This is a genomic window from Kitasatospora sp. NPDC002227 (assembly GCF_040296285.1).
Classification (GTDB): Bacteria; Actinomycetota; Actinomycetes; order Streptomycetales; family Streptomycetaceae; genus Kitasatospora.
In genome coordinates this window covers 15,736-28,402 of the sequence record NZ_JBEOWY010000031.1, presented here as the reverse complement: position 1 = coordinate 28,402, position 12,667 = coordinate 15,736, and the positions used below count along the sequence as shown (strand labels likewise).

13 protein-coding genes are annotated in these 12,667 nt (G+C 73.9%); 7 read left to right on the top strand and 6 right to left on the bottom strand.

Going from position 1 to position 12,667, the window contains the following annotated elements; genetic code table 11:
- Positions 1-50: 50 nt before the first annotated feature.
- The 3 genes from ABT095_RS24920 to ABT095_RS24910 all read left to right on the top strand — a co-directional run bounded on the left by ABT095_RS24920 (position 51) and on the right by ABT095_RS24910 (position 3,136).
- Positions 51-668, top strand: coding sequence for a fasciclin domain-containing protein (locus ABT095_RS24920; protein ID WP_350531707.1), 618 nt, complete (start codon positions 51-53; stop codon positions 666-668).
- 66 nt (positions 669-734) lie between these two features.
- Positions 735-1,523, top strand: coding sequence for a nucleotidyltransferase domain-containing protein (locus ABT095_RS24915; RefSeq protein ID WP_350531706.1), 789 nt, complete (start codon positions 735-737; stop codon positions 1,521-1,523).
- A 368-nt stretch (positions 1,524-1,891) separates the two neighbouring features.
- The gene (locus tag ABT095_RS24910) at positions 1,892-3,136 is read left to right on the top strand and encodes a DegT/DnrJ/EryC1/StrS family aminotransferase (protein ID WP_350531705.1); all 1,245 of its coding nucleotides are present in this window, start codon (positions 1,892-1,894) and stop codon (positions 3,134-3,136) included.
- 28 nt (positions 3,137-3,164) lie between these two features.
- Here the strand turns inward: ABT095_RS24910 and ABT095_RS24905 are convergent, their stop codons facing one another.
- On the bottom strand, positions 3,165-3,914 hold the full coding sequence (locus tag ABT095_RS24905) for a LuxR C-terminal-related transcriptional regulator (RefSeq protein WP_350531704.1): 750 nt from the start codon (positions 3,912-3,914) through the stop codon (positions 3,165-3,167).
- Positions 3,915-4,046: 132 nt separating this feature from the next.
- Between ABT095_RS24905 and ABT095_RS24900 the strand changes: the two genes are divergently transcribed.
- Together ABT095_RS24900 and ABT095_RS24895 are read left to right on the top strand one after the other, a co-directional pair.
- Positions 4,047-4,718, top strand: a complete 672-nt coding sequence (locus ABT095_RS24900) for a LuxR C-terminal-related transcriptional regulator (RefSeq protein WP_350531703.1) — start codon at positions 4,047-4,049, stop codon at positions 4,716-4,718.
- A gap of 499 nt (positions 4,719-5,217) precedes the next feature.
- Entirely contained in the window at positions 5,218-5,739 is a 522-nt protein-coding gene (locus ABT095_RS24895; RefSeq protein WP_350531702.1) for a class III lanthionine synthetase LanKC N-terminal domain-containing protein, read from the top strand.
- Here the strand turns inward: ABT095_RS24895 and ABT095_RS24890 are convergent.
- Positions 5,736-5,966, bottom strand: coding sequence for a hypothetical protein (locus tag ABT095_RS24890; RefSeq protein ID WP_350531701.1), 231 nt, complete (start codon positions 5,964-5,966; stop codon positions 5,736-5,738). The genes ABT095_RS24895 and ABT095_RS24890 overlap by 4 nt on opposite strands.
- An 18-nt stretch (positions 5,967-5,984) precedes the next feature.
- Between ABT095_RS24890 and ABT095_RS24885 the strand changes: the two genes are divergently transcribed.
- A complete protein-coding gene (locus ABT095_RS24885) occupies positions 5,985-6,827 on the top strand; it encodes a hypothetical protein (RefSeq protein ID WP_350531700.1) in 843 nt (280 codons plus the stop codon).
- Here ABT095_RS24885 and ABT095_RS24880 read toward each other — a convergent pair.
- Genes ABT095_RS24880 through ABT095_RS24865 form a run of 4 tightly spaced genes read right to left on the bottom strand, consistent with a single transcriptional unit; the run spans position 6,815 to position 11,238 of the window.
- Positions 6,815-8,158: a GH1 family beta-glucosidase gene (locus ABT095_RS24880; protein ID WP_350531778.1), complete on the bottom strand. Its 1,344-nt coding sequence runs from the start codon at positions 8,156-8,158 to the stop codon at positions 6,815-6,817. The two genes, ABT095_RS24885 and ABT095_RS24880, sit on opposite strands and share 13 nt — an antisense overlap.
- A gap of 20 nt (positions 8,159-8,178) precedes the next feature.
- Positions 8,179-9,021 carry a carbohydrate ABC transporter permease gene (locus ABT095_RS24875; protein ID WP_350531699.1) on the bottom strand — a complete coding sequence of 281 codons (843 nt, stop codon included), beginning with the start codon at positions 9,019-9,021 and terminating at the stop codon, positions 8,179-8,181.
- Positions 9,014-9,922: a carbohydrate ABC transporter permease gene (locus ABT095_RS24870; protein ID WP_350531698.1), complete on the bottom strand. Its 909-nt coding sequence runs from the start codon at positions 9,920-9,922 to the stop codon at positions 9,014-9,016. The genes ABT095_RS24875 and ABT095_RS24870 overlap by 8 nt, the downstream gene beginning before the upstream one ends.
- The gene (locus ABT095_RS24865; RefSeq protein ID WP_350531697.1) at positions 9,922-11,238 is read right to left on the bottom strand and encodes an ABC transporter substrate-binding protein; all 1,317 of its coding nucleotides are present in this window, start codon (positions 11,236-11,238) and stop codon (positions 9,922-9,924) included. The genes ABT095_RS24870 and ABT095_RS24865 overlap by 1 nt, the downstream gene beginning before the upstream one ends.
- 125 nt (positions 11,239-11,363) lie before the next feature.
- On the opposite strand from ABT095_RS24865, the gene ABT095_RS24860 reads away from it, so the two are divergent.
- On the top strand, positions 11,364-12,575 hold the full coding sequence (locus ABT095_RS24860; protein ID WP_350531696.1) for an ROK family protein: 1,212 nt from the start codon (positions 11,364-11,366) through the stop codon (positions 12,573-12,575).
- Positions 12,576-12,667 lie beyond the last annotated feature (92 nt).

Genomic DNA, 12,667 nt, shown 5'->3' with positions numbered 1-12,667 from the left:
CCTGACGGCACCCCCTTGCCATCAACCACCCTCGAAACAGGAGCAATTCGATGTCCAGCACCCGCACCAAGACCCTCGCCACGCTGTTCGCGGCAGGCGTCCTCGCCACCGGCCTGACGGCGTGCTCGTCCGGCGGCGGCAGCAGTAGCAACTCGGCCACCTCCTCCGCCGCCGCGAGCGCCTCGCCGATGAGCGACCAGCCCTTCGGCGCGGCCTGCGCGGCGGTGCCGAAGGACGGCGCGGGCAGCTTCTCGGGCATGGCCCAGGACCCGGTCGCCACCGCCGCCTCCAACAACCCGCTGCTCTCCACCCTGGTCACCGCGGTGAAGCAGGCCGGGCTGGTGGACACCCTCAACTCGGCGCAGAACATCACCGTGTTCGCCCCGACCAACGACGCCTTCAACAAGATCCCGAAGGACACCCTGGCCGCCGTACTGGCCGACAAGGCCAAGCTCACCAAGATCCTCACCTACCACGTCAGCCCCTCCCGGCTGGCGCCCACCGCCCTGCCCGGCGCCCACAAGACGCTCGAGGGCGGTGAAGTCAACGTGACCGGCTCCGGCGAGGACTTCACCGTCAACTCCAACGCCAAGGTGCTCTGCGGCAACGTCCAGACTGCCAACGCGACGGTGTACATCGTCGACACCGTCCTGATGCCCACGTCCTGACCTGGACGACCGGTCTGCCGGGCCCCGCACACCCGCCGTTTCCCGGGGCCTGGCAGATTGGTCCTCATGAAGATCCGCCAGCCCGCCGTCACCGGGACCGACCCCGACGGCTGCTTCGCCCGTGAGGGCTCGCTCGCCAAGGTCACGCCCGTCTTCGCCCCGGTCGTCGAGACCGCCCGCGCGGCGGTCGCCGAGGCCTTCGGCGAGCGGCTGCACAGTGGCTACCTCTACGGCAGCATCCCGCGCGGCACCGCCCGGCCCGGCGTCTCGGACCTCGACCTCCTGCTCGCCCTCCGCCACACCCCCACCCCGGCCGACCGAGCCGCCGCCGACGCCCTGCAGGCCGCCCTGGACGGGGAGTTCGCGCAGATCGACGGCGTCGGCGTACTGCTCCACAGCGCCGAGACCCTGCTCAGCGAGGCGGAGCGGTACGACCTCGGCTGGTTCACCGCCTGCCTCTGCACCCCGCTGCTCGGCCCCGACCTCGCCGAGCAGCTGCCCCGCTACCGCCCCAGCACCGAGCTGGCCCGCGAGACCAACGGCGACCTGGCTCTCGCCCTCCCCCGCTGGCAGTCCCAACTCGCCACCGTCGCACCGGAGAAGATGACCCGCTACGTCAGCCGCAAACTGGTGCGCAGCGCGCTGACCCTGGTGATGCCCCGCTGGGGCGGCTGGACCAGCGATCTCGCCCACTCCGCCGAGGTGTCCGGCCACTACTACCCCGAGCGCGCCGACCAGCTGCGCCGCGCCGCCGCCGCGACCCCGGTCGACCTGCCGATGCTCCTCGACGACCTCGGCCCGTGGCTGGCCGCCGAGTACACCGCCGTGCACGGCACCCGCACCCCGCGCCCGTAGCAGCGCCGAGCGGCGACCGGGCCGGCCCGCACCAGCCCGATCGCCGCGCGCCCGACGGACACCGACAAGATCCGTAGCTGGGCGCCGAGGGAGCGGCAGGGGCGCGACATCCACCGCCAGTGGCCCGGCCTACGCACCTCGCGGTCCGGCCGACGCCTTGGGACAGCCCGCGGTGGGCTTCGCTGCTCGCCCGCCCCACCTCCCAGCGCAACCTAACCCACCCGCAAGCCCCCGTGACGGGCCGATCCGCAGATGACGTACCGGAACTCGTCCTCGCACCGGATCTCCCCGCGCGTGCCTCCGCCTACCTTCGGTGCAGGGGCGGGCCCGGGCCCGGGCCCGGCCAGGACCGAGCGAGGACGGCGCCGATGAGCATCACCACCACCCGTCGCAACGGGGCACCGCGCAGCGTCACCACGGTCCGGCTGCCGCCGGCCGACGACCTGTCCGTGCCGTATGTCCGCACCGAGATCTGCCCGGAGGCCCGGGAGGCCGCCCGGGTGGTGCTGGAGTCGGGCTGGGTCACCTCCGGCCCGCAGACGCAGGCCTTCGAGGGCGAGTTCGCCGAGCTGGTGGGCGCGCGGCACGCCGTCGCGGTCAGCTCCGGCACCGCCGCGATCGAGCTCGCGCTGCGGGCGATGCGGCTGCCCCCGGGCGGGCTCGTGCTGGTGCCGGACCTGACCTTCTGCGGCGCGGCACAGGCCGTGCTGCACGCGGGCCTGCGGCCACTCCTGGTGGACGTGGAGCCGGCCACCGGGATGCCCTCGGCCTCGACCGTCACCCGGGCCGTCCGGGCCTTCGGGCGCCCCGAGGCGCTGATGGCCCTGCACTATGCGGGCGCCCCGGCCCCCCTGCGCGAGCTGGGCGAGGCCGCCGGGCTGCCGCCGCACCGGGTCGTGGAGGACGCGGCGCACGCCGTCGGCACCTTCCTCGGCGGGCGGCCGGTCGGCGCGCTGACCAGGGCCGCCTGCTTCAGCTTCGCGGCCGCCGCGAACCTGCCGATCGGCGAGGGCGGCATGATCACCACCGAGGACGACGACCTCGCCGCCGCCTGCCGCCGGGCCCGCCTGCACGGCATGTCCACCGACGACTGGCGGCGCCACCAGCCCGGCGGGGCCTGGCAGTACGCCGTCGAGGAGCCCGGCCTGAAGGCCAACCTCACCGACCTGCACGCCGCGATCGGCCGCGCCCAGCTGCGCCACCTGCCCGGCTGGCAACGCCGCCGCGCGGGCCTGGCCGCCCGCTACACCGCCCGGCTGCGCACCGTGCCCGGCCTGGTGCTGCCCGACTCGCCGCTCCCGGGCCTGCACTCCTGGCAGCTGTACGTGGTCCGGGTCGGCCCCGGCTACCCCCTGCGGCGCAACCAGCTGGTCGCCCGCCTCGCCGAGCAGGGCATCGGCAGCGCCGTCCACTTCATCCCCCTGCACCGCCTCGGCTACCTGCGCCGCGCGGCGCTGCGCCCCCCTCAGGGCCTGCCCGGCGCCGACGCGCTCTTTCCGGAACTGCTCTCGCTCCCCCTGCACCCCTCCCTCACCGAGGCCCAGGTCGACCGGGTCTGCGAGACGCTCGCGCAGCTCGCCGACGGCCCGGGCCGCCCGCCGGGGAGGGCCTGAGACTTCGGCCGCCCCGGCGGCGTGGCGCTCAGCCGCTGCGCAGGTCGGTCTTGAGCCGGTTGGCGAGGGCCACGGCCTCCAGGCGGGAGTGGACACCGAGCTTGTCGAGGACGTTCTGCACGTGGGTGCGGGCGGTGTTGGTGGTCATGTCGAGGGCGCGGGCGATCTCGACCGTGCCGTCGCCCTCGGTGAGCCGCCGCAGCACCTCCAGCTCCCGGTGGGTCAGCCAGCGAAGCGACCGGCTGCCGGTGGCGGGGCTTCCCTGCCGGGCCTCCAGGGCCAGGTTGGCCTCCACGAACAGCTCGCCGGCCAGGATCCGCCGCAGCGCCCGGTCCAGCGCGTCGACCCCCCGGTCCTTGCTGAGGTAGCCCGCGGCCCCCGCCTCGATGGCGATCTCCACCACCCCCGGGTCGGCCTCCCGGGAGAGCGCCAGGATGCGGGTCTCGGGGGCGGAGCGGTGGATCTGGTCCACCACGTCCAGCGCCCGGCCGTCGCTGAGGTGCAGGTCGAGCAGGCAGGCGTCGGGCCGGTGGTCGAGCACCGCCCGCAGCAGCCCGCCGCGGGTGGTGGCGGTGGCCCGGACTCGGTAGCCCCGGCCGGTCAGCGCGAGCGCCAGCGCGTCGGCGAGCAGCCGCTCCGCGTCGGCGACCACGAGTGCCACCGGCCAGCCGCCCGGCCCCCGGACCTCGCCGTGCCCGGCACCGGCCGTGGCACCACCCCCGGCCTCGGCCGGACGCCGGGCGGGTGGTCTGCCCGGGGCGGGCTCGGCGGTGACCACCAGGGGCCCTCCCTTCACTCACCGGGCCGCTCGCGGCTGTCCGCGGTGTCTGGTCCTCCCTTCAGGGAAACAGACCGCCCCCGCCCCGGCCACCCGTGGCGGGCCCCCCGCGGGCGTGGCAGCCTCGAAGACATGACGGGCGCAGTCCGGGTCGTGGTCGCCGACCGGCGCCGCACGGTGGCCGAGGTACTGGCCACCGGCCTCCACCAGGTCGGCCTGACCACCCACGCCGTCACCGAACTGGCCGAGGCGCGCAGGCTCGCCGACGCGGGCCGGGCCGATCTGGTGGTGGCGGACATCGGCCTGCTGACCGCCGCGCACCGCACGGACCACGGGGGCACCCACGACGGCGACTGGGGCACCGGGCTCGGCGTACCGCTGGTGGTGCTGAGCGACGGTGCCCGCGGGGACGGGTTCGTCACCACCGCCGTACGGGCAGGGGTGCGCGGGTGGGTGCCCAAGGACAGCACGCTGCAGCACCTGCTGGTGGTGATCCGGGGCGTGCTGCGGGGCGAGACCTGGCTGCCGCCGCCGCTGCTCACCCGGGTGGTGGACGAGCTGATCGCGCAGCGCTCGGCCCAGGACGAAGGCGCCGAGCGGCTGGCCACCCTGACCGCCCGTGAGCGCGAGGTGCTCGGCTGCCTCTGCGCGGGCCTGAGCCGGCCGGAGATCGGCCGCCGGCTCTTCCTCTCCACCAACACCGTCCGCACCCATGTGCAGAACCTGATGCTCAAGCTCGACGTGCACTCCGCCGTGGCCGCCGTCGCCCTCGCCAACCGGGTCGGCCCGCCGCCTCCGGCCTGAGCCCACGCCGCCCCCTCCGCCGTACCGCTGCCGTACCGCCGCCGTTCCGTGGCCGCCCGGTTGCGTCCGGTAACCGCCGGGTTTCAGTCATGTTGCCGACCGGTCGCACCGGCCGCCTCCGGGGGGCCGTGTGGCGTCCGGCGCGTGAACCGCACGGTGGTACGGACACGACCGTCCCCGGGGCGCGATCCGGCGCACCACCCCGTCACCACCCCGCCGTTCGCCACACCGACCGGGTCGGCCGCGGTGACCCTGCGCAGGCGGGTGGACACACAGCGCATTCCCGTAGTTCCCGGCACCCCCGGCCGCGCCGACCGCGGCGGTACCGGTGGCATATTCAGCCAATGCCCCAGGGCCCCTCTGGCGACCTTGGCGAGACTGCACCATGCTCGGCGAGGAACAGCGCCACCCCAGCTGTCGGGAGCTGACGATCAGTCAATTCCTGCTTACTGCTTGATAGTTGCCAAATCATCGCCGCTCTCACGACCAGGAGTCCCAGGTGGACGCACGGTACGAGGCGTACTCCTTCGCCGATCCGCACTACTACGACTCCCCGGTCCGCTGGGGAGCCCCGGAGGAGTTCGCCCTGACGCAGGAGCCCGCCCCCCAGGGGTGGGTCCGGCGGGACCGCGGCATCTGGGCCGGTCTGCAGCCCGAGGGCGTCCAACTCCCGGACCAGGGCTGGAAGATCCACGTCTCCGCCACCCTGGAGGAGCGCCGCACCCGGCGCGGCGACAGCCTGCCCTACCGGGTGGAGCAGGCCCTGCACTTCTCCAACGCGGGCGGCATCTACCTGGCCCGCGACCCGGAGACCGGGCAGCAGCTAGTGCTCAAGGAGGCCCGCCCGTACGCGGGGCTCGACCAGCGCGGCACCGACGCCGTGGCCCGGCTGACTCACGAGGCCGAGATGCTCCGGCGCCTGGACGGCGTGCTCGAGGTACCCCGGCTGCTGGCCGAACTCACCTCCTGGGAGCACCGGTTCTGGCCAGCCCGGCCGACGAGTTCGTCCAGTCGGCGCTAGGCGCCGCCGGGTTCGCCGTACCGGGCCTGAGCGGAGCGGCGGTCGACCTGCGGGCCCTGGCGGCCCTGCGGCTGTGGCTGTTCCTGCCCGTCCCCCAGCTGCTGGCCCTCGACCCGGGGAAGGCCGGACAGCTGGCCCGGGCCGCCGCCGAGCGCTTCCCGCTCCCGCCCGGCTACGCCGAGCGCATCCTCGACGGTCTCGACGCCGCCCCGCAGGAGAGTGAACACCAGCGGCTGACCGGCCTGTTGAGCAGCTTCGAGGCCGACTGGCCCGCACTGCGCGAGGCGCTGGCCACCGGCATCCGGGCCGCCGCCACGCCCGAGCGCACCGACCGCCTCTTCCCGGGGGACATCGCCCAGTTCGAGGTGGACGCGCTCTCGCTGGCACACGGCGCTGCCGGGGTGCTGTACGCCCTCCACAGCACCGGCGCCGGGGTCGACCAGGCCCACCTGGACTGGCTGGTGGCGGCCGAGCGGCGGCGCCCGCCCCGGCCCGGCCTCTACACCGGCAGCCACGGCGTGGCCTACACCCTCGATCTGCTCGGCCGCACCGCCGAGGCGCGTGAACTCCTCGACCAGCTCCTCCCGCTGCCACTGGAGGCACAGGGCAACGACCTGGCCGCCGGCCTGCCCGGCACCGTGCTCACCCTGCTGCACTTCGCCCGGACCGCACCCGAGCTGCTCGGCCACGCACTGGCCGCCGCCGAGCTGCTGGCCGAACGGCAGGACAAACTGCCCGCCCCCGCCGAGGCCCCGATCGGGCTACTGCTCGGCGGCGCCGGACAGGCCCTCGCCCTGCTGCGGCTGCACGAACGCACCGGCCACACCGAGCTGCTCGACCGCGCCGAGCAGACCCTGGAGGCGGAACTGGCGCGCTGCGTCCTCCTCCCCGACGGCCCCCGGGTGCTGCCGTACCTGCAGCAGGACGGCACCGGTATCGGGCCGGTGCTGACCGAACTCCTGCGGCTGCGCCTCGGCCCGCCGGGCCGACCGGGTGCTGCTGCTCGGCGGCGAGGGCGCGGCACTCGGCAGCCATGCCGAACTCCTGTGCCGCTCCCCCGAGTACGCCCGGCTGGTCAGTGCGGGTGACGGCTCCGCTGCGCCCGGATCAGCTCCGCGTACCGCCGGCCGCTGGTCTTGACCGTCCGACGCTGGGTCGGGTAGTCCACCCGGACCAGGCCGAACCGCTTCTCGTAGCCGTACGCCCACTCGAAGTTGTCGAGGAGCGACCAGGCGAAGTACCCGGCCAGCGGCGCCCCTTGGGCCACCGCCCGGGCGCAGGCAGCCAGGTGCTGCTCGAGGTAGGCGGTGCGTTCGGGGTCGTGCACGCTGCCGTCGGCCGCCGGGGTGTCCTGGTACGCGGAGCCGTTCTCGGTGACGTAGATCCGCCGCGCGCCGTATTCGTGGGTGAGCCGCAGCAGCAGCTGCTCCAGGCCCGGGGCGTGCACCTCCCAGGGCATCGCGGTGAACTCGGGCCCGGGGCCGCTCACCTGGCGGAAGTACGGTGCCGGTCCGGTCTCGTCGGCGGCCACGATCTGGCGGAAGTAGTAGTTCAGGCCGAGCCAGTCCAGCGGGGCGGCGACGGTCTTCAGGTCGGCGTCCCCCAGCGGCAGTTCGACGCCGTACACCTCCACCATGTCCGCCGGGTGGCCCCGGCCGAGCACCGGGTCGAGCCACCAGCGGTTGATGTGCCCGTCGGCGCGGACGGCCGCCGCGAGGTCCGCCGGGTCGTCGCTCGCCGGCTCGACCGTGCTGAGGTTGTTGACGATGCCGACCTGCGCGCCGGGCACGGTGGCCCGCAGCGCCTGGACGGCCAGGCCGTGCGCGAGGTGCAGGTGGCAGGAGGCCCGCACGGCGGCGGTCAGGTCGGTCAGGCCGGGAGCCATCGCGCCGTCCAGGTGGCCGATCCAGGCCGAGCAGAGCGGCTCGTTGAGGGTGGCCCAGTGGGTGACCCGGTCTCCCAGGCGCTCGCCGACGGCCGCCGCGTACTCGCCGAAGCGCTCGGCGGTCGACCGCTCGGGCCAGCCGCCCCGGCTCTGCTGGGCCTGCGGGAGGTCCCAGTGGTAGAGCGTGGGGAAGGGGGTGATCCCGGCGGCCAGCAGTCCGTCCACCAGGCGGTCGTAGAAGTCGAGCCCGGCGGGGTTGACCCGGCCGTCGGCCAGCGGCACCACCCGGGGCCAGGCGATGGAGAACCGGTAGGAGTCCAGGCCGAGTTCGCCCATCAGCGCGATGTCCTCGGGCCAGCGGCGGTAGTGGTCGCAGGCCACGTCCCCGGTGTCGCCGCCGGCCACCTTGCCGGGCGTGTGCGAGAAGGTGTCCCAGATCGAGGGGGCCCGGCCGTCCTCGGCCGCCGCGCCCTCGATCTGGTAGGCGGCGGTGGCCGCGCCCCAGCGGAAGCCTGCCGGGAGCTCGAAGTCCATGATCTGCCTTTCCACGGTGGTCACTTGACGGCCCCGGCGGTCAGCCCGGCGACCAGGTAGCGCTGCAGCAGCAGGAACCCGGCGACCACCGGCACGCTCACCACCAGCGAGGCGGCCATCACCTGGTTCCAGTAGACGTCGGTCTGGGTCGCGTAGCCCTGCAGTCCGACCGCGAGGGTGCGGGTGGTGTCGTTGGTGAGCACCGAGGCGAAGAGCACCTCGCCCCAGGCGGTCATGAAGGCGTACACCGCCACCGCCACGATCCCCGGCACGGCGGCGGGCACCACCACCCGCACCAGGGTGCGCACCGGCCCGCAGCCGTCCACGGCCGCCGCCTCGTCCAAGTCCCTCGGGATGGCGTCGAAGTAGCCCGCGAGCAGCCAGATCGAGAACGGCAGCGAGAAGGTCAGGTAGGTCAGGATCAGCCCGCCCCGGCTGCCGTAGAGCGGCAGGCCGGTGGAGTTGCCGATGCCGACCAGGAGCAGGAAGAGCGGCAGCAGGAAGAGGATGCCGGGGAACATCTGGGTGGAGAGTACGGTGACGGTGAACGCCCGCCGGCCGCGGAACCGGTAGCGGCTCACCGCGTAGGCCGCGAGCACCGCCACCAGCACCGAGCACACGGTCGAACCGGCACTCACGACGGCTGAGTTGACCAGGTAGCGGCCGAGCGGCACGGTGTGCCAGATGTCCAGGTAGGGCCGCAGCGTCACCGTGCTGGGGATCCAGCGGAACGGGCCCTGCACGTCCTGCAGCGGCTTGAGCGAGGAGCTGAGCATCACCAGCACCGGGGTGAGCGCGAAGGCGGTCAGCAGGGTGAGGAAGATCCGCCTGGTCCAGCGGAAGGAGGCCGGGCGGTCAGTCATCGGAGCGCCTCCGGTGGGTTGCCAGCAGGTAGAGCGCCGTCACCAGCAGCAGGAAGAGCAGCAGCAGGACGGACATCGCCGAGCCCGCGCCGAAGTTCCAGGTGACGAAGGAGGCCTGGTAGATGTGCACCGAGACCAGGTCGGCGGCCTCCGGCGCCGAGCGGCCGAAGAGCACGTACGGGGTGTTGAAGTCGTTGAAGGTCCACAGGAACAGCACCAGCACGAGCACCTGGTTGACCGGCCGCAGCGCCGGCAGGGTGACCGCCCGCAGCTGCCGCCACACCCCGGCGCCGTCCAGCGCCGCCGCCTCGTACAGCTCGCGCGGGATGCTCGAGAGCCCGGCGGTCAGGGTGAGGAAGGCGAACGGCCAGGACCGCCAGACCGAGACGGTGACCAGCGCGGTGAAGCTGTTGTCCCCGATCAGCCAGAACGGCCGCCCCGAGGTGAGGTGCAGCTGGTCGTGGAGCAGGTGGTTCACCAGGCCGGTGTCGCGCTGGAACATGAACGACCAGGTGATGACGGCCGCGTAGACCGGCAGTGCGTACGGCACCAGGAAGAGCGCCCGCAGCAGGCCCCGGCCCCGGAAGGCGTCCTGGGTGAGCACGGCCGCGGCCAGCCCGATCAGCCAGGAGAGGCCGACCGAGAGCGCGGTGAAGCCGCAGGTCACCCAGAACGAGTGCAGCAGGGCCCGGCCGACGGGGGCGTGGAAGTCCACCGCCGTACGGAAGTTGGCCAGTCCGGCCCAGGGGGCGGCGGTCCAGTCGCGGATGAAGAACTGGGTCAGCCGGCGCAGGCTCATCAGCAGGCCGGTGACCATCGGCAGCAGGTGGACCAGGAGTTCGAGCAGCAGGGCGGGCAGGAGCAGCAGGTACGGGGTCGCGCGGCGGCGCAGGCCGCCCATCAGTTCGCCGGCATCTGCTGCTGCGCCTTGGCGAGTTCGGCCTTGACGGTGTCGGCGGTGACGGGCTTGCCGGCGGCGGCCGCGGCGAGCAGGTTCTTCACGGCGGTGCCGACCAGGGTCTCGAACTGGCTCTCCGCCGCGACCTGCGGCAGCGGCTGGGCCCGGTGCGCGAGCACGTCGGAGAGGGTCTGCAGCTCCGGGGTGGCGAAGGCGGGGTCGGCTCCGGCGTCCTTGACCGGCGGGATGGAGCCGTAGGCCTTGTTGAGCGTCTTCTGCTCCTCGGCGCCGGTCATGAAGGCGGTGAACTTGCACGCGCCGTCCAGGTTGTGGCTGTTCCTGAAGACGGCGAGGTTGATCCCGGCCACCATCGAGCTCGTCTGCTGCGTGCCGGTGGCGGCCGCCGGGGCGGGCACCGGGGCGACGCCGTAGTCCGCCTGGTCCATGCCGTGGGACTTCAGGCTCGCGCCCGCCGCCTGCCACATCAGCATGGCGGCCTTGCCGGTGGCGAAGTCGGTGACGGACTGGTTGTTGGCGTACTCGGCGTTGCCGGGCGCGGCGATGTGGTCGGCGCCGATCAGGTCGACGTAGGACTGCACGGCGGCGACGGCGGCGGGGCTGTCGAACTGCGGGTGGCCGCCGGCATCGAAGAAGTCGGCGCCGTGCTGCTTGCCGAGGGTGAAGGCGTGGTGCACGTTCTCCGAGACATTGCCGCCCTCGATCGCGATGCCGTACCGGCCGCCGGTGGTCAGCTTCCTGCCGTCGGCGACCAGCTCCTCCCAGCTGGCCGGCGGGTGGTCGATCCCGGCGGCCTGGAAGAGCTTCTTGTTGTAGTAGAGCCCGTAGGCCATCGAGTAGAGCGGCACCGCCGCCGGGTCCTTGCCGGGGGCGCCGGCGGAGGCGAGGGTGGCGGGCAGGAAGCGGTCCCTGCCACCGACCTTGGCGAAGGTGGCGTCGTCGAAGGGCAGCAGCGCGCCGGTGGCCTGCAGCGAGGCGGACCAGCTGTTGCCGATGTTGAGCACGTCGGGGCCCTGGCCGGAGGCGGTGGCGGCGAGGATCCGGTTCAGCAGGTCGGACCACGGCACCACCTCCAGGGTGACCTTGATGCCGGTCTGCTGCTCGAACTTCTTCAGCTCGGGCTCCAGGACCTGCTTGTCGTTCTCCAGGCTGGTGCCCTGGTTGGAGGCCCAGTAGGTGAGTGTGGTCGGGCTGCCGGCGGAGGAGCCGGTGGCACTGCCGCCGCCGCAGCCGGTGGCGGTCAGGGCGAGGGCGGCGGCGAGCGCGGCGACGGGGACGGCGCGGGCGGGGCTCGGGGGCATGGCTGGGGCCTCTCAGTGGGTTACTGTCAAGCTCAGAGCCTTACTTCACGGCGTGATCTAACTGGCCGGAAATGGTGGCGTCAAGACTTCGCGCAGCGGTAGATTGCGCTCGGAGAGGAGCTGTGATGACAGCGCGAGGCAAGCGGACCGTGCGTGACCTGCGGCGGGGCAGCAGGTCGATCCTGCTGCGCCGGGTGTACTTCGACGGGCCGATCAGCCGCCAGGAGCTCGGGCAGAGCACCGGCCTGAGCGCGGGCTCGATCAGCAACGTCACCGCCGAGCTGCTCGCCGACGGGCTCCTGGAGGAGTGCGGCTCGGTGGAGTCCGACGGCGGCCGCCCGCGCATCCTGCTCCGGGTGCCGCCGGGCCGGGCCCGGCTGGTCGGGGTGGACGTGGGCGAGACCCAGGTCCGGGTCGCCCTCTTCGACCTCGCACTGACCGAACTCGCCGCCAGCGACCATCCGTTGACCGACGGCGGGCACGACGTCGGCCAGGTGGTGGCCGCCGTCCTCGGCGGGCTGGACGAGGTGCTGGCCGGCACCGACCCGGCCACCGTGCTCGGCGTCGGCATCGGCGTGCCCGGCATCGTGGAGCAGGGCGATCCGGCCGCCGACGGGCACGGCATCGTGGTGCACAGCCAGACCATCGGCTGGGACGCCGTGCCGCTCGGCCGCCTGCTCCGCGCCGGGACGTCACTGCCGCTGTACGTGGACAACGGCGCCAAGACGCTCGGGCAGGCCGAGATGTGGTTCGGGGCCGGGCGCGGCGCCCGGCACGCCGTGATCGCGCTGGTCGGCTCGGGCGTCGGCGCCTGCGTGATCGTGGACGGCGCCCGGTTCCGGGGCGCGACCAGCAGCGCGGGCGAGTGGGGGCACACCCGCCTGCACGTCGGCGGGCGGCGCTGCCGCTGCGGCGCCCGCGGCTGCCTGGAGGCCTACGTCGGAGCGGCGGCCCTGGTGAAGTGCTGGGGCCGTGCACCCGCCGGGGCCGACGACAAGGCCGGGCTCGCCGCACTGCTCGGCGCCGCCACCGACGGCCAGCAGGCCGCCGTCGAGCTGCTCGACGAGGCCGCCGAGTACTTCGGCGCCGCCATCGCCGATCTGGTCAACCTCTTCAACCCCGAACGCATCGTGATCGGCGGCTGGGCCGGCCTGCTGCTCGGCCCCCGGCTGCTCCCGGGCATCCGCCGCTCCGCCGCCCGCCACGCGCTGCGCTTCCCCCACGCCCAGACCTCGATCGAGCTCGGCACCCTCGGCCCCGACGCCGTCACGGTCGGGGCCGCCGCCCTGCCGCTCTCCCACTTCCTCGACTCCGGCGGCGACCTGACACAGCGCTGACCTTCCACCACCGCAGTCGAGTTCACGGCGTGAAGAAAGGACCGCCGAGGGGTTGACGCACGCCGCCGCGGCCCCGGAGACTCCCGGACGGG